Here is a 16,026-nt window from a genome sequence, read left to right on the forward strand (position 1 = left end):
GGGGATTGGTGGACTGTTTTTGGAACGCCGTTCGAGGCCAGGAAGTCCCCGAACGGTGAAGATGAGCAAAACCCGCTATCCGGTTGACTGTAATGCTGCTCCGCTTAAGTGAACAGCATTAGCCCTCATCAGGCTACTTTTTTATGGCCAGCATTTATTGGTCGCTCATCAGGCCAAAACAGCCAGTGCGGTCAACACCTGTAGATATCCTTCGGCACTGGCGGCTTTTCGCTCTGCCGGAATCAGACTGACCCGGTTTTCATACAGTTCCAGTAACAGGACGTCATCATTCAGACCCGTCAGCGCTGCTCGAATGCCAGCCCCAAGCGACTCGGCCAACGCCAACCGCTGCTCTTGACCCTGCGCCGGGTCACCCGGTAAATCATGCCACGACAGTCCTTGCGGCAATCCGGCAGTTTCCCACGCCGGTTGGCCGACGATACGAAACAACAGCTGCTGACGGGGCTTGCCCTCGTCATGCGCTGGCTGCCGGAACACCAGCGTGTAACAAGTACCGGTAATATTTTCCCGCACCCCGGTTTTGGCGGCGTCTGCCTGAAACGTATGATGACGAACCTGCAGCCCTGCCTTGATGGCATCAAGCCGCAACGCCGCCAGGCGGGAATCTCGCGGGCTGGGTTTCATCCAGTAGACAGACCCGAACACCACCAGCACCACCGCAAGCGGGATAAGCCAGCTCACGATGCCATTTCCTCAAGTTCCAGCCAACGCTCTTCCAGTTGCTCGATTGCTGTTTCAGCGGCTGCCAGCTCCGCCAGCACAGCCTGCACAGAGTCGGCATCGCCAGCATAAAAATCCGCAGCATGAGTCGTCGCCGCCAGTGCATCTCGCCGAGCTTCGGCAGCAGCAATCTGCTCCGGTAGCTGATCCAGTTCGCGCTGCAGTTTGTAGGAGAGTTTTTTGGCTGCCGGTGGTTTAGCTGGCGCAGGCGCCACTGCTGCCGCCTTTGGTGTCGACTTTTGTGATTGTTTTTGCTGTTTACCGGCTTTTTGGCTTGCCTTGGTGGCGGCCTGTTTGGCCAGATGGCGGGCTTCCCAGTCGGAGTACCCACCGGTCTGTTCGTCAATATGGCCATCACCTTCAAACACCAGCAACTGGGTAACCACGTTATCGAGGAAAGCCCGGTCGTGACTGACCAGTAACAGGGTGCCCTGATATTCCATCAGCCGTTCTTCCAACAGTTCCAGGGTTTCTACATCCAGGTCGTTGGTCGGCTCATCCATCACCAGCAGATTGCATGGCTTCAGGAACAGCTTGGCCAGCAAGACCCGGTTACGTTCACCACCCGACAAGGCCCGAACCGGTGTGCGGGCACGTTCCGGGGGAAACAGGAAATCCCCCAGGTAACCAATCACATGGCGGCTCTGGCCGTTCACTTCGACATGATCCTTGCCATCAGCGACGTTATCGGCGATCGATTTGTTGCCATCCAGCATATGCCGGGACTGATCGAAGTAGGCCACTTCCAGTTTGGTGCCAACCCTGAGTTCACCGGACTGGGGTTGCAGCTGTCCCAGCAGCAGCTTTAACAGGGTACTTTTACCTGCACCGTTGGGGCCAACCAGCCCGATGCGATCACCACGCTGAATAATGGTAGAAAAATGGGCCACTTGGGGCTGGTCACCCCAGGCATAGCTGATGTCCGTCGCTTCAAAGACAATTTTCCCGGACGAATCGGTACTGGTCATATTGATATTGGCGGTACCTTGACGCTCACGGCGAGCACCACGTTCGTTACGCATTTCTTTCAGCCGTTCAACTCGGCCTTCATTCCTGGTGCGGCGCGCCTTGATCCCTTGGCGAATCCATTTTTCTTCCTCCGCCAGACGCTTGTCGAACAGCGCATTCTGGGTCGCCTCGTCTTCGAGACGTTTTTCCCGATATTCAATAAAGCTGAGATAGTCACCTTGCCAAATGTAGACATGGCCACGGTCGAGCTCAACAATGCGGGTCGCCAGGCTTTGCACAAAGGCCCGGTCGTGGCTGATAAACACCAGCGTGCCACTGAATTGCTTGAGTTGCTCTTCGAGCCACTTGATCGTGGCGATATCCATGTGGTTGGTTGGTTCGTCCAGAATCAGCAGATCCGGCTCAACCACCAGAGCTCTGGCCAACATAACCCGACGTTGCCAGCCACCGCTCAGCTCGGCAAAACTGCGTTCAGCGGGTAAATCCAGGCGCTGAATAATCGCCTCGACCTTTTGCTGCCAACTCCAGCCGTCATTGGCTTCGATGCGGGTTTGCAGTTTTTCCATCAGGTTGAGATCTGCGTGCTCTCCCTTGTGAGTTTCTTCATGATAGCGGGCAATGTCTTCACCCACCTGCCCCAACCCCTGGGCAACCACATCGTAAACCGGAATATCCACTTTTTCTGGCAGCGCCTGCTGCAGCGTTGCCATACTCAACATGTCGAGACGCTGAATAACCCCATCGTCTGTTGTCACTTCACCGGTCAGGACTTTCAGCAAGGTTGACTTGCCCTCGCCATTACGGCCAACGATACAGACCCGCTCGCCGGAGTGGATATCCAGATCCACCTTATCGAGCAGTACATGATCACCAAAGGCCAACTCGGCCTGTTTTAAACTCACCAACACCATACAAACCGCCTGCAAACCGACAGAATCGCATCCCGAATACGCAATATACCGGGCCAAGCGCGCAGTTTACTGGTGCTGCCGCCACCTTAACAGGCAAACCGCCATCAGATTGCAAAGTATTGGGGACATCGATTTAATCCGGTGCTCACTCTGGGCTACCAGATGCTTTCGAATCACGAAGCCGACTTGCAGCACGTCAAACGTCGGCGACACAGCGTCGAGATCATCCGGCAGCCCCCGCAGGGCGCGGGTTGCCGCCGTCCAGTGCGGTGTTGACGAATGTGAAAAGGACGCGTCCTTTCGCTGCATTCGCCGCCTCGCCCTGCACAACGGCAACACTCGCGCAGAGCCGTGCAGGATTAAATAGATGTCCCCTATTTGTAAACATCCAGGCCAAAGTGAATTATCCTTCACGGCACACTGTAACATCGCCATCTGCAGGCCGGACTGGCATCAGGATTTGTATGGAAAGGACGGAATACCATGTCGATTACGCTTAACCGTGGCTACCTTGCCGCTGCCGCCGTTATCATTGCAACCGCCGTATGGATGTTGCTGGGATCGGATGCCGAACCAGCAGCAGATACCGCCATACCGCAGGAAACATCACGGCTTGCCAGGGTACAGGTCGAAGACCTGATCCCGGTTCAGCATGTCCGTTCGATCAAGTTATCAGGCAAGCTGGCGGCGAATCGTACCGTAACCATCAAGTCCGAATTGAGAGCCAGGGTTGACGCTATTCATGCTCACAAAGGCCAGATAGTCAGGCGTGGCCAGCTGCTGCTCGAGCTTGACCGACGCGATTGGCCTGCCCGAGTGCAACAGGCCCAGGCCAATTTGCGTCAGCGTCAATTGGAACAACACAGCGTGACTCAGCTAAAAAAACAGGGGCTGGCCAACGAATCTCTGTTGGCCCAGGCCGACACGGCGTTGGCAAATGCACAAGCCGAGTTGACTGCGGCGCAACTACAAGTTGATGCGGCAGCCGTTCATGCGCCGTTTGATGGCGTCATCAATAACCGGATGGTAGAGCTGGGTGCCTTCGTCAAGGACGGTGATCCACTGCTGGAGTTGGTTGATTTTGCTCCGTATCTGGTGACAGCCCAGGTCGCGGAAAATGACGTCAGCCTGCTCAGCCCCGGTATGCCCGGTCAGGCAAGGTTGTTATCCGGGCAGGTGGTTAGCGGCACAATCCGCTTTGTTTCGTCCCTCGCCAATACAGCAACCCGAACCTTTACGGTTGAGCTGGAACTGGCCAATCCGAAACACCAGCCGATCCCGGCCGGGCAGAGCGCCCAGCTGATCGTGCCATTGGGGGAGCGTCAGGCTTATCATATTTCGCCCGCCTTACTGGTACTGGATGCCGCTGGCAAGATGGGCCTCAAGGTCGTCAATCAAGATAACCGGGTTGAGTTTGTCAGTGTCGATTTGGAAGGTGCTGATCAGAATGGTGTTTGGGTCTACGGCCCCGAATCCATCCGCCTGATTACCCAGGGCGCCGGTTTTGTTCAGCCCGGACAGCAGGTTGAAGCGGTCATCCGGGTGACAACCAGCCAGTCAGCGGGAGAATAATCATGTACGCCCTGATCGATGCAGCGCTCAGCCGTGCCCGTACAGTGATGATGCTGTTTGTGCTGGTCATGCTGGTTGGCCTGTCGGTGCTGGTCTCCATTCCCAAAGAAAGCTCACCCGACGTCACCGTACCGTTTGTTTATGTGTCAGTAGCGCATGATGGTATTTCCCCGGAGGATGCCGACACCCTGCTCTACAAGCCGCTCGAACGTGAATTACGAGGACTCGACGGCTTGAAAGAGATGGTCTCGACCGCCACCACCGGGCACCTGTCAATCGTGCTGGAATTCTACACCGACGTTGATATCGACCAGGCACTGCTCGATGTGCGCCAGAAAGTGGATGATGCCCGCAGTGACCTGCCGGAAGACAGCCATGAACCCAGAGTTCTGGAAATCAACGTGGCGCTGTTTCCGGTGGCTGTTGTTACCCTCTCGGGTGACGTCAGTGAAACCGAACTCTACGCCGTTGCCAACGATCTGCAGGATCGCCTCGAAGCACTGCCAGGCGTGCTGGAAGCCGCGATTAAAGGCAAGCGGGAAGAAATTGCTGAAATTGTGGTCGATCCGGTGCGCATGGATAACTACCAGTTGTCGATGGCGGAACTGTCCAGCCTGGTTGCCAACAACAGCTCGCTGGTTGCCAGCGAAGACCTGCAAAACGAGGCTGGCCGCTTCAGTATCAAGATTCCGGGACTGGTCGAAAACATCAGCGATATTCTCGACATGCCAGTCAAGGTCAGTGGTGACCAGGTGGTGCTGTTCCGGGACATCGCCGTTGGCCGTTTGGCCTACAAGGATCGCGACAGCAGCGCCCGCATCAATGGCCGGCCCGCTGTGACACTGGAAATCAAAAAACGTATTGGCTCCAACATCATTGATACCATCAGCCAGGTGCGCGATGTCATCAATAGCGTGAAGCCGTATTGGCCAGCGGGTATTGACGCCAGCATCATTCAGGATGAATCCAGCGAAATCAAAAGCATGCTCAACGACCTGTTCAACAACGTGCTGGTCGCCACTCTGATGGTGATTATTCTGGTGTTGGGCAGCCTTGGCATTCGCAACTCGATACTGGTAGGGCTGGCCATACCCGGTGCATTTCTGATGGGACTTATCTGGCTCAGCCTCACTGGCAATACCATGAACATGGTGGTGCTGTTTGCGCTGATACTCTCGGTCGGCATGCTGGTTGATGGTGCCATTGTCGTGACCGAGTACGCCGACCGGCGACTGGCCGATGGCGCCACACCCAAACAGGCTTATGCCGATGCCGCCAAGCGTATGGCCTGGCCCATCACCGCCTCAACAGCCACCACTCTGGCGGTCTTTCTGCCCCTGTTATTCTGGCCTGGCACCACCGGCGACTTTATGAAATATCTGCCACTAACGCTGCTTTATACCCTGACCGCATCGCTGATTATGGCACTGATTGTGGTGCCAACCCTGGGCTCGATTATCAGCCGTAGTGGCGGTTATGAAGATAGCACCATCGCCAGACTGAAAGCCGCCGAACGCGGCGACTTCGGCCATATCGGCGGTTTCACCGGAGGCTATGTCCGGGTACTTCGAGCGGCATTAAATCGTCCTCTGATGGTGCTGTTGCTGTGCCTGCTGACGTTGGTCGTATCATTTGTCTTTTACGGCAAACATGGTCACGGGGTGGAGTTTTTTCCGGATGTTGATTCCGATATCGGCCTGGTGGATATCCGCGCCCGAGGCAACCTGTCCATTCAGGAGCGCGAAGCACTGGTGTTGCAGGTAGAACAGCAAATTTTTGCGATCACCGACGTCGAATCCATCTACACCACGACGTTCGCCAAAGCCCCGAACGACTCGGCACCGGATCTGGTCGGACGTATTCAGATCGGGCTGGCAGACTGGGAACAACGCCGTCCCGCCAATACGGTACTGGCAGAGATTGAAGCACGCAGCGCTTCGATACCGGGCATTATTGTCGAAACCCAGAAAAAGCAGGGTGGCCCACCTGGTGGAGCGGATATCCAGCTGCAACTGACGGCCAATACTGGCGAGGCCATTATTCCCTTGCTGGAACAGCTTCGAACCCTCTTTGAACAGGATCCTGAACTCAAGGATATCCGCGACGACCGCCCGCTTGAGGGCATTGAATGGCAGCTCACCGTCAACCGCGAGCAGGCCAGCCGCTATGGTGCCAGTATTTCGGCCACCGGTGGCATGATCCGGATGCTGACCGGCGGCCAGAAAGTCGGCTCCTTTCAACCCGATTTCACCGATGACGAAGTGGATATTGTCTTGCGCTACCCGGAAGCCCGTCGAACCCTCGACGACCTGGATGGCTTTAACGTTTCAACCGCTTATGGCCTGGTACCCGTCTCACAGTTTCTGACCCAGACCGCCGCGCCGCGCTCCGGTGATCTGGTGCGTATCGACGGCAAACGCCGCTACCGCCTGACGGCTAACGTGCACGACGGTGTCAACGTCAACGCCAAGATCCAACAGCTCAGCGAACAGATGAAAGATCTCGACTGGCGCAGTGCCGGGGTTGAACCCAGGTTCCGGGGGGATTTTGAACAAATGGCAGAAACCGGCAGCTTCCTGGCAACCGCCTTCTCCATCGCCATATTTATGATGGCCACCATCCTGGTGACCCAGTTCAACAGTTTTTACCAAGCCACCTTGATTATGAGCGCCATTATCCTGTCGATTGTCGGCGTGCTGATGGGCTTATTGATTCGGGGAGAAGCGTTCGGAATTGTGATGAGCGGTGTCGGCGTTATCGCCCTGGCAGGTATCGTCGTCAATAACAATATCGTTCTGATCGATACCTACAACCGCCTCCGCGCCGAAGGTCTGGAAGCCGTCGACGCTGCCTTGCGCACCGGAGCCCAGCGTCTGCGCCCGGTCTTGCTGACCGCCGTCACCACCGTCCTTGGGCTGATACCCATGGTCATGCAATGGAATATCGATCTGATTCACCAACACACCAGCGTCGGTGCCCCCTCGTCACAATGGTGGACCCAACTATCGACCGCTATTGCCGGAGGGCTTACCTTTGCCACCGTATTGACCCTGATTCTGACCCCGTGCCTGCTGATTCTGGTTGACCGCCGGGCCAACCCGGTAAAGCCACCACAGGAATCGGTAAAAACTGGCTGAATTTTACGCAAGTTACTGAATAAATTTAAAAAAACAAAGATTTGTGTTTGACAAAGAGAGCGTCACGAGTAGAATGCCCACTCGCTTTTGAGACCAAGGGTGATTAGCTCAGCTGGGAGAGCATCTGCCTTACAAGCAGAGGGTCGGCGGTTCGATCCCGTCATCACCCACCAAAAGTGAAATCTGAAAGAATTGGACTGGTAGTTCAGTTGGTTAGAATACCGGCCTGTCACGCCGGGGGTCGCGGGTTCGAGTCCCGTCCAGTCCGCCAATTCTTGTCAGTAGCGTGATATCAGGGTGATTAGCTCAGCTGGGAGAGCATCTGCCTTACAAGCAGAGGGTCGGCGGTTCGATCCCGTCATCACCCACCAAACCTTTTGATGTGGTTTGAACATCAAAGCAGTGGACTGGTAGTTCAGTTGGTTAGAATACCGGCCTGTCACGCCGGGGGTCGCGGGTTCGAGTCCCGTCCAGTCCGCCATCTACACCATCAGCGGTGTAGATAGAGTTTAGATTTTGATTGCTGTACAAAGCGTACTGCAGCAAAAGATAAAACCCAGACAATGGGTGATTAGCTCAGCTGGGAGAGCATCTGCCTTACAAGCAGAGGGTCGGCGGTTCGATCCCGTCATCACCCACCAAACCTTTTGATGTGGTTTGAACATCAAAGCAGTGGACTGGTAGTTCAGTTGGTTAGAATACCGGCCTGTCACGCCGGGGGTCGCGGGTTCGAGTCCCGTCCAGTCCGCCATCTTTTCCGATGTAAAAGGAATGTAGAAAGACGGTCGTCAATACGATCAGTAGAGTCTCTCTGGTTCGCCAGCCTCACTATCTTGCCTACGAATAACGATTCATCCCGCAGTCTGATTTCTCTGAAACGGTTTACCGTTGCTTCCCTCAAAAGACAGAATGATTTCTCAGGCAACACAGCGCCGGCCAATATTGCCGATCATCGCTACCGCCTGCATTGCCTAAGCCTCGTTTTTGGTCACTGATATAGTCTGTTTGGCGTTGGTTACTGCTAGCAGTAACGCCGCGACAGTGGTTACCATCATGTATTTTTGTCTGACAGCGATTGTTTTAGCCCGCTATGACTCAAATACCCGGATAAACCAGCACTCTTCTATCACCGCCAGGTAATACCTCTGCTGCCAACCACTGGCACTCTGGGTATTCTCAAACCGGATTAAACCGTCTTCACAACGGAATACCCGCGCCCACGACAGGGTTGGTATTGGTTATTACAGGCCAAGAACACGGGCATTCAAACGATTGTGGTCTTTCATGACATCAGACCGGTGAGTCCATTTTTCTGTGAAGCAATTCATGCACTTGTCACAGATAAAGGCTAACTTCAGCCCTGCTTGAACAGGATGCGACATTGAACTTTCACGGTTTTAACGCATCTCAAACAACAGGCATGCAATGGCGAAAGGATTTTGGCACATCTGCTGCTTGGTTACTGGTACCACAAACAACAATAAGTCGCTTCTGATTGCAGAAGCATTGTTCGAGTCAGCCAAAACAGGCTGATCAAAGGAAAAGGAGAAAGATATGTCGGATTACACAGAAGAGCTGCTAGATACCAGCTACGACGAGTACGATGACGACGTCGATGACGCCGTAGAGATGTAAATCTCAGCTACAACTGCCGATACTGGCGTGGTGTTTCATGCGTCCAACGCTTGAAGGCCCGCTGGAAGGCAGTTGCTGAACCAAACCCTGTCAAATAAGCAATTTCCCCCATCGTTAGTACGGTTTCCCGCAAATAACACGTCGCCAGTTCCCTTCGGGCATCATTCAATACCGTCTGAAAGCTGGTGTTTTCTGCTGCCAACAAACGCTTGATAGTCCATCCCGGCTTGCCCATCTGCGCAGCCACTTCAGCCAGCTCCGGTGTTTTACCTTTCAAGAGCGGCGAAATAGCCCGAGCAACCTGCTCTGCCATCGACAAGCCATTACGAACTTGCGCCAATTCCGCATCAGCGAGATCACACAAATACCGAAACTGAGATGCACAAGGATGGCTCAACGAACGTTCAAGTGTGCCATCACGGAGCACCAGCGCATTACAACCCGCGCCAAACTGCACCGGACATGGAATAAACCGGGTATAAGCCTCCGCGTAATCCGGCGCCTCAAACTCAACGCATACCGACGCAACGACCTGCTCACCACATGCCTGATTCAGCACATTCATCCAGCCAACCAGCACCGAATCCACCACAAAACGATTAAATTCGTTATAGGGACTGATAGAGTAAAACTGCAACTGCCCCCGGCCCTGTTCAACAATCAAAGCCGAACGGCCACGCGCATTAAAACTGAACAACAACTCATAACGCACCAGCGCCTCACAGGCATCTCTGAGCGTCGCCGCACTGTGGGCGATCCATCCCGCCAGACCCAGATTCGCAGGCCCCGTCAGCGCCCCCATACGAAGCCCTAACCAAGGGGCTGCCGAGGCTTCAATCAGCGCCTGTCCGGTGCGCATAAAGCGCGGGATACTGACGCGATTACCGGGCAATGCCAGCCGGGACGCCGGTAACTGATAGGCTTCCAGCACAGACACCGGGTCAAAACCTTCAGCCCGTGCGGCACGGGCCAGCAGTTCGACGTAAGCAACCGACAGATCCCCGAGCTTCATGATTCAGGCATCAAATCCATTCGATGGCGGAACATCCGTCTGCTCGGCAACAGACTCAAAGGACGTCAGAAAACGATAGGACAAAGACAGCATCACCAGCGAGACCAGGCTGGTGACGTAAGTACCGAAGGCGGCCAGATAATTCAGCACGGTGTTATCCAGCAAAAACAACAACAAAAATGGCGCACTGATCAACAGTGGTGTAATCCACACCACCAGCACCAGCCGCGAGCCATTACCCTTGCTCAGGTTCCAGGCACGTTTAAAGCTGGTTGATTGTCCGACGGCTATTTCAGGCAAAGTGACTGCAAGACGAGCGCTGACGTATAAGCCAGCCATAATCGCCACAGCACCACCAAGCACCATCATTTGCTGAATTTGTAACAGCGCAAACAACAGCAGAATCGGCGTAACAACAGCAGAAAGCGCCAGCCCCATCAACAACAGCCGCAGCAGATAACGCCACTCCTCACGACGCCAGACACCCGGCTGAACCAGGTTTTTCTCGGGCATCAAAGTCATACGATGACAAGCCGTCGCAAAAACAACCCCAAACAGCATGGATGCCAGAGCAAAACCCAACTGACCAAAAAGATGCGATTCAGGCACCAGCGTGGTACTGGCCCAATCAAGTGCCGCCAGTAACAGCATCACCGGCAAAAAACGGGCGAGCACAATACCCCGCTTGACCCACAATAACCCTAGTGATTCCTGCACGATATCCAGCACCGGCAAGTCCGCATCGAGACCCAGTGGGCTCTTCATCCCGTTCTCCTGATCATAATTGCAATAAACACCACAACACACGGCGCAAGCTGGCTAGTATAACCAAACCCGGCCGACGACTCATCAGCGCTGGCGTGAAATCGAACCGTTGCCAGTGCAGATCGAACACCAAGTACAGACTGATGGGCAGTGGCGGGCGACTCAGAACAACCAGAATGGTCCAAGGTTGTTACCGGCCTCCCATCGACCAGAAGAAAGCCGATGAAACAGGCAGTCATGGTGTTCTGGGTATATCAGGGCTGGATCCACAGTATTCATCAGAGAAAAATCCCCCCGGATAAATTTGGAAAATGAGCGCAAGGAAGGAGTTGGTTTTGTTGGCCATTACATTTTGGCATTTTCTTGCCAATTTAACCCTCATAGCGACCGACATTGACTAAGCTGATTAAGAGTGCTCAGGAGGCTGCTATGTCACACCCCACCATCAACACCTTGACTTCCCTGGCTGCGGCAATGATCGCAGGTAGCATTGCCAGCATGATATTGGCGTCCAGTGATCTGTCGATCGTTACTCAAATATCGATCTCTGTCTTGCTGTCATCGGTCGTCGCAGTGTCCGTCATGCACAACCAACAGCAACGTTTGCAGAAAAAATTACTGCATACGATCGAACAGCTAGCAACCGGCGCAGTCCCTCAGACTATCGAGGATCCGGTATTACAGATGGTCGCCCAACATCTTGGCAAGATTCGCGAGATGAAGCAGCAGCTGTCATCACATGGCGGTCAGATCGCCATTGCTGCCGCCGAAATGTCGTACGCATCCGACCAGATGAGAGACAAAATTCACGACGAAGTAAAAGACACATTGCGTATTGTTGAGTCAGCCCGGCAAATATCCGAGACCATATCTGCCATGGTGGTGCAGACCAAAGAAGCCGCCAGGGCATCGGATATCGCCAAGGAACTGAACCTGTCGGGTAAACAAGCAGTTGATGAAACCATTCCGCAAATGGAAGGCACACGGGAACGCGTTAATGCCAATGCCGAGCTTATTGCCCAGCTTGAATCCAAATCAGAGCAAATCAAGGCCGTTACCCACGTCATTAGTGATATTGCTGAACAGACTAACCTGCTGGCCCTGAATGCTGCCATTGAGGCTGCGCGTGCCGGAGAACAAGGTCGTGGATTTGCCGTCGTTGCTGACGAAGTGCGCGCACTGGCAGCCAAGACCTCCAGTGCCACGGAACAGATTGGCGAAACCGTCAATCAGATTAACAGTGCCATCAAGGACGCCGTCACCAACAGCAAGAAATTGACCGTAGTCATCGACCAGGGGGTGAAAATGACCCAGACCATCAGCGGTCACCTGAATGAGATGTATGCCCGCTCGGAATCGATCCAGCACAGTGTCAACACCATTGCCGAAAATGTTCAGAACAACAGCGCCAATATTCAACAGATATCTGCCATCGTCGGAGAGACCAGCCAACGTTTTGAACAGACAGAAAGTGAAATTGTTTCGATTTCGAATCGCTCCCTGTCGTTATCGGAGACCGCTGAAAAGATCTACGAGGCCTTTGGAGACAGCGAGCTGGGGTATATGCACGACATCGCCAAACAGGAAGCCGTTGCAGCGGCCCGTGCAATCGCGACACTGTTCGAGCAGGCCATTGATTCCGGGAAACTGTCTGTCGATGACGTTTTTGACACCAATTACCAACCAATTGCCGATACCAGTCCCAAAAAATTTACCACCCGCTACGACCAGTTTACCGATGATCAACTGCCGTCGATCCAGGAACCCATTCTCGATCGCCACCAGGAAATCACCTACGCCGGAGCCGTTGATTGCAATGGCTACTTCCCGACGCATAACAGGCGCTTCAGTCAACCGTTAACCGGGGATCCGGCTCGGGATCTGACTCAAAATCGAACCAAGCGCATATTCAACGACCGCACCGGTTTACGCTGTGGACAAAACCAGCAATCTTTCCTGCTGCAAACCTATAAACGCGACACCGGAGAAGTCATGCACGACTTGTCGGTACCAATTACCGTGAAAGGAAGGCACTGGGGCGGCTTCCGTACCGGCTACCGCAGTCAATAGGCAGGCAATCCCCCGTTATCAAAACGCGGGCAACCCTGTATCGTAGCAGTTTGCCACCAGACCAAACCGGGCTTTTATGACGCGTCGTATCTTTTTATGTTTTTCCAGCTTGCTGACCCTTTGCTGGTCACTATCCGCCAGTGCGTTAAAACCGGGTGAGCCGGGCTTCAACTTTACTCTGCCGTCACTGACCCAGAGCAGCAAGCAACAGCGGCTGAGTGATTTTCGTGGCAACGTGGTTTATCTGGATTTTTGGGCATCCTGGTGTGGCCCCTGTCGCAAGTCATTGCCGCTGCTGGATCAATTACATCAGCAACTGGTGGATCAGCCCTTTGTTGTGCTCGGGATCAATCTGGATGACGACCCCGAACTCGGACGCCGCTTTCTCCGCGAGCTGGGCATTCAGTTCCCCAACCTTTCCGATGCATCAGGCAGCAGCTACGACAATTTTGGTGTCAGTGGCATGCCAACCTCCTTCCTGATCGACCAACAGGGAATCGTGCGCTGGGTTCATCAAGGCTTTACTGTCAATGATATGGAAACCATCCGTCCCCGGATTACCGAACTGCTCAAAGAGAGCCAATAAAGAACACCTGACAACCCATTCAAACGACCTCACCCACTCCTGTCAGCCGTTCCTGACGAACACCTTTGATGGCGTCAGGGGCTGGTCAATCGGACCTGCTGAGAGCCCGTTGGCTTCAGAACAAGGCATGAGGAGTGCCTCCTGTGTTTAATAAACAGGGCGTGCTCAATAAGCGACGAATAACACCGTTCTGGAGTCAACTGGCCTCAGCCCGAAGGGTTATGGTTAAACATCCATCATGCGGTGTTGTTGAACTTGAAAAGGGCCCACCATTCTCTGCGTTCAACGCCTTGCCTGATGGATTTTTGCTCCATAACAGGACGCGTTAACTAATTGAGAACGCCCCCTAGTGCCTGGGCATCTGAACAAAAAAAGCGCGGCTCGATGCCCGCGCTTGTTTGTCCGTACTTTTGCTCCACTATCGTTATCGTCCTGCTTGCTGATCAGTCCGCCTTGCATTCCCTTGACAGATAGTCGTGCGATTGCATTTCCAGCATACGGGAGGTGGTACGCTGAAATTCGAATTCCAGCTTGCCACCAAGATAAATATCCGAAATGGCAGCGTCGGCGGACATAATGACTTTCACGCCGCGATCGTAGAATTCATCAATCAAATTAATAAAACGACGCGCCAGGTCATCATTTTTGACACTCATCACCGGGACATTGGAGATCAGCAAAGCGTGAAACAGCTTGCCCAGTTCAATGTAGTCGTTTTGTGACCGTGGCCCATCGCACAACGCTTCAAACTCGAACCAGGCAACATCGTCGCAGACGGCCTTGGCCGGGATATTTCGCCCTAATACCTCAACGCCGACGTTCAGTTCAACGTTGCGCATATCGGGTGCCAATCCCTCAAAACTCTTTTTGAGACTGGCCTCGGCACTGTCATCCAGAGGGTAGTGATACAGCTCCGCTTGTTCCAGCGTACGCAAGCGATAGTCCACCCCACTGTCCACGTTAACGACTTCAGTGTACTTGTTCAGCAGCTTGATCGCCGGTATAAATCGGTCACGCTGCAAGCCGTCCTTGTACAAACCATCCGGCACAATATTGGAAGTAGAGACCAGCGTGACACCACGATCAAACAGCTCTTGCATCAAGCTGCCCAATATCATGGCATCACCAATATCGGACACAAAAAACTCGTCAAAACAAATAACAACCGCCTCATCCGCAATGCGGTCGGCCACAATGGTTAACGGGTTTTTGGTGCCCGCCAGCTCGGTCAGGTCGCGATGTACGCGCTGCATAAACCGATGAAAGTGGGTGCGCATCTTGCGGTCAAATGGCAAGGCTTCGTAGAAGGTATCAACGAGATAGGTTTTACCCCGACCCACACCTCCCCAAAAGTACAAACCCTGTTCCGGTTCCGGCTTCTTGCGGCTGAATTTACTGCCCAGCTTACCGACCAGGCCTTTATTGGCACGTCGCGTTTCGGCAGCAACCAAATCATCAAACAGGCGCTGTAAATGTTTGACCGCCATTTCCTGGGCGGCATCGTATGAAAAATCATCTCGCTGGAGATCAGCTTGATAAAGCTGCCAAGGGGTCGACACGGGCGTACTCCATCGTAGGAATCGGGGGGGCGAAATGTATCCGACCGTGCCGAAAACATCAAACCGACCAACGACTGTAAACGGGGTAAGAAGGGAATGTTTGACAGAAAATCTTCCACTTCACCGCATCAGCCGCACTTAAAGGCCGACATATCACGCAGCAAGGACTTTTTCAGTGTACCGAGCTGACCATGAAAAAAATGCCCACCGTCGGCAAATACCTGCCAATGCGGGGCTGGTACGACCAGATTGACCCAGTGCTCCACTTCATCAAAGGGCACCACTTCATCGGCATCCCCCATATAAATAAAGGTTTCAAATTCGTGCGGCAGCGTATTGGGCGCATCAAAATGATGGACGGCCGGGGCCATCAGATACAAAGCGGCAATCTCATCTGGATGCACTGCGGACGCCAGGCAAGCCATACCGGCACCAAAGGAAAAGCCTCCCAGCAGAATAGTTTCCCATCCCAGTGTATGTTTGGCGTAATCCAGCGCCGCCAGTACATCTTGCTGTTCGCCACGGCCATGATCGTGTTCACCGTCACTGCGACCAACCCCACGAAAGTTAAATCGCAAGGTCGACAACCCTAGCCCCATCGCCGTTCTCAACGTCGTGGTAACCACCTTGTTGTCCATCGTGCCATCAAACAACGGATGCGGGTGACACATCAGCATCCCCGTCTTGCCCTGATCTATCATACGTCCGTCCAGTACACCGGCGGGTCCAGCGATACGGATCTCTTGCTCTTGCGCCATGCGCTCTCCTGATCGTTTTGTCAGTGCCACCCCGCCCCAGGCGGGAAGGCAAAATACGCGAGTAAAGACATATAAAAAAGTGCGTCCAAAAGGTATCAAGCGATAAAAAGATCCACTAAAAAGCAACGCTTATGCGTGATCAATGAACATTTTTGGCTGCTTGTTGACACCGCTTTTTCGAGCATTGTCACTTTTGGCTGCACCTGCGAGGATAGCATAGCCCGAAGCGGCATTTAGTCGCCTAAGCAAGGCCATATTATTAGAACCAAACGATCTTAATACTACCTTCTTATATGCCCCGAGCCTTGGTA

At 53.8% G+C, this 16,026-nt stretch carries 11 protein-coding genes and 6 tRNA genes; 10 read left to right on the forward strand and 7 right to left on the reverse strand.

The window, feature by feature from the left end; genetic code table 11:
- Window positions 1-168 precede the first annotated feature (168 nt).
- From WG929_RS12665 to WG929_RS12675, 3 genes are all read right to left on the reverse strand, one after another.
- Entirely contained in the window at window positions 169-702 is a 534-nt protein-coding gene (locus tag WG929_RS12665; protein WP_369854785.1) for a hypothetical protein, read from the reverse strand.
- Window positions 699-2,621: an ATP-binding cassette domain-containing protein gene (locus tag WG929_RS12670; protein ID WP_369854786.1), complete on the reverse strand. Its 1,923-nt coding sequence runs from the start codon at window positions 2,619-2,621 to the stop codon at window positions 699-701. Before WG929_RS12670 ends, WG929_RS12665 begins: the two co-directional genes overlap by 4 nt.
- 66 nt (window positions 2,622-2,687) lie before the next feature.
- The gene (locus WG929_RS12675; RefSeq protein WP_416206320.1) at window positions 2,688-2,930 is read right to left on the reverse strand and encodes a hypothetical protein; all 243 of its coding nucleotides are present in this window, start codon (window positions 2,928-2,930) and stop codon (window positions 2,688-2,690) included.
- 174 nt (window positions 2,931-3,104) lie between these two features.
- Here WG929_RS12675 and WG929_RS12680 point away from each other — a divergent pair, with 174 nt between their 5' ends.
- The 8 genes from WG929_RS12680 (at window position 3,105) to WG929_RS12715 (ending at window position 8,081) form a co-directional block, all read left to right on the forward strand.
- Window positions 3,105-4,193: an efflux RND transporter periplasmic adaptor subunit gene (locus WG929_RS12680; RefSeq protein WP_416206321.1), complete on the forward strand. Its 1,089-nt coding sequence runs from the start codon at window positions 3,105-3,107 to the stop codon at window positions 4,191-4,193.
- 2 nt (window positions 4,194-4,195) lie between these two features.
- Window positions 4,196-7,330 (forward strand): efflux RND transporter permease subunit, encoded by a 3,135-nt coding sequence (locus WG929_RS12685; RefSeq protein ID WP_416206322.1) that lies wholly within the window; start codon window positions 4,196-4,198, stop codon window positions 7,328-7,330.
- Window positions 7,331-7,427: 97 nt separating this feature from the next.
- Window positions 7,428-7,503 (forward strand) — tRNA-Val (locus WG929_RS12690).
- A gap of 21 nt (window positions 7,504-7,524) precedes the next feature.
- Window positions 7,525-7,601: transfer RNA gene (locus WG929_RS12695), tRNA-Asp, on the forward strand.
- Between the two features lie 24 nt (window positions 7,602-7,625).
- Window positions 7,626-7,701 (forward strand) — tRNA-Val (locus tag WG929_RS12700).
- Window positions 7,702-7,734: 33 nt separating this feature from the next.
- Window positions 7,735-7,811, forward strand: a tRNA-Asp gene (locus tag WG929_RS12705).
- A gap of 84 nt (window positions 7,812-7,895) precedes the next feature.
- Window positions 7,896-7,971: transfer RNA gene (locus tag WG929_RS12710), tRNA-Val, on the forward strand.
- 33 nt (window positions 7,972-8,004) lie between these two features.
- Window positions 8,005-8,081, forward strand: a tRNA-Asp gene (locus WG929_RS12715).
- An 891-nt stretch (window positions 8,082-8,972) separates the two neighbouring features.
- Here the strand turns inward: WG929_RS12715 and WG929_RS12720 are convergent.
- Window positions 8,973-9,977 (reverse strand): AraC family transcriptional regulator, encoded by a 1,005-nt coding sequence (locus WG929_RS12720; RefSeq protein WP_416206323.1) that lies wholly within the window; start codon window positions 9,975-9,977, stop codon window positions 8,973-8,975.
- 3 nt (window positions 9,978-9,980) lie between these two features.
- The gene (locus WG929_RS12725; RefSeq protein ID WP_416206324.1) at window positions 9,981-10,742 is read right to left on the reverse strand and encodes a hypothetical protein; all 762 of its coding nucleotides are present in this window, start codon (window positions 10,740-10,742) and stop codon (window positions 9,981-9,983) included.
- Window positions 10,743-11,171: 429 nt separating this feature from the next.
- Between WG929_RS12725 and WG929_RS12730 the strand changes: the two genes are divergently transcribed.
- Together WG929_RS12730 and WG929_RS12735 are read left to right on the forward strand one after the other, a co-directional pair.
- On the forward strand, window positions 11,172-12,812 hold the full coding sequence (locus tag WG929_RS12730) for a methyl-accepting chemotaxis protein (protein ID WP_416206325.1): 1,641 nt from the start codon (window positions 11,172-11,174) through the stop codon (window positions 12,810-12,812).
- 76 nt (window positions 12,813-12,888) lie between these two features.
- Window positions 12,889-13,398 carry a TlpA family protein disulfide reductase gene (locus WG929_RS12735; RefSeq protein ID WP_416206326.1) on the forward strand — a complete coding sequence of 170 codons (510 nt, stop codon included), beginning with the start codon at window positions 12,889-12,891 and terminating at the stop codon, window positions 13,396-13,398.
- Between the two features lie 443 nt (window positions 13,399-13,841).
- On the opposite strand, the gene zapE is transcribed toward WG929_RS12735, so the two are convergent.
- Window positions 13,842-14,957 carry a cell division protein ZapE gene (zapE, locus tag WG929_RS12740; protein ID WP_416206327.1) on the reverse strand — a complete coding sequence of 372 codons (1,116 nt, stop codon included), beginning with the start codon at window positions 14,955-14,957 and terminating at the stop codon, window positions 13,842-13,844.
- Window positions 14,958-15,085: 128 nt separating this feature from the next.
- Entirely contained in the window at window positions 15,086-15,715 is a 630-nt protein-coding gene (locus WG929_RS12745; protein WP_416206328.1) for an alpha/beta hydrolase, read from the reverse strand.
- Window positions 15,716-16,026 lie beyond the last annotated feature (311 nt).

The sequence above is a fragment of the Oceanobacter antarcticus genome, from assembly GCF_044962685.1.
Lineage (GTDB): Bacteria > Pseudomonadota > Gammaproteobacteria > Pseudomonadales > Oceanobacteraceae > Oceanobacter > Oceanobacter antarcticus.

What these genes read in the sequence shown, in the direction of transcription:
- WG929_RS12720 (WP_416206323.1), bottom strand. Translation starts at nt 9,977, where the DNA reads ATGAAGCTCGGGGATCTGTCGGTTGCTTACGTCGAACTGCTGGCCCGT.
- WG929_RS12735 (WP_416206326.1), top strand. Translation starts at nt 12,889, where the DNA reads ATGACGCGTCGTATCTTTTTATGTTTTTCCAGCTTGCTGACCCTTTGC.
- WG929_RS12685 (WP_416206322.1), top strand. Translation starts at nt 4,196, where the DNA reads ATGTACGCCCTGATCGATGCAGCGCTCAGCCGTGCCCGTACAGTGATG.
- WG929_RS12670 (WP_369854786.1), bottom strand. Translation starts at nt 2,621, where the DNA reads ATGGTGTTGGTGAGTTTAAAACAGGCCGAGTTGGCCTTTGGTGATCAT.
- WG929_RS12725 (WP_416206324.1), bottom strand. Translation starts at nt 10,742, where the DNA reads ATGAAGAGCCCACTGGGTCTCGATGCGGACTTGCCGGTGCTGGATATC.
- WG929_RS12730 (WP_416206325.1), top strand. Translation starts at nt 11,172, where the DNA reads ATGTCACACCCCACCATCAACACCTTGACTTCCCTGGCTGCGGCAATG.
- WG929_RS12675 (WP_416206320.1), bottom strand. Translation starts at nt 2,930, where the DNA reads ATGCAGCGAAAGGACGCGTCCTTTTCACATTCGTCAACACCGCACTGG.
- WG929_RS12680 (WP_416206321.1), top strand. Translation starts at nt 3,105, where the DNA reads ATGTCGATTACGCTTAACCGTGGCTACCTTGCCGCTGCCGCCGTTATC.
- WG929_RS12745 (WP_416206328.1), bottom strand. Translation starts at nt 15,715, where the DNA reads ATGGCGCAAGAGCAAGAGATCCGTATCGCTGGACCCGCCGGTGTACTG.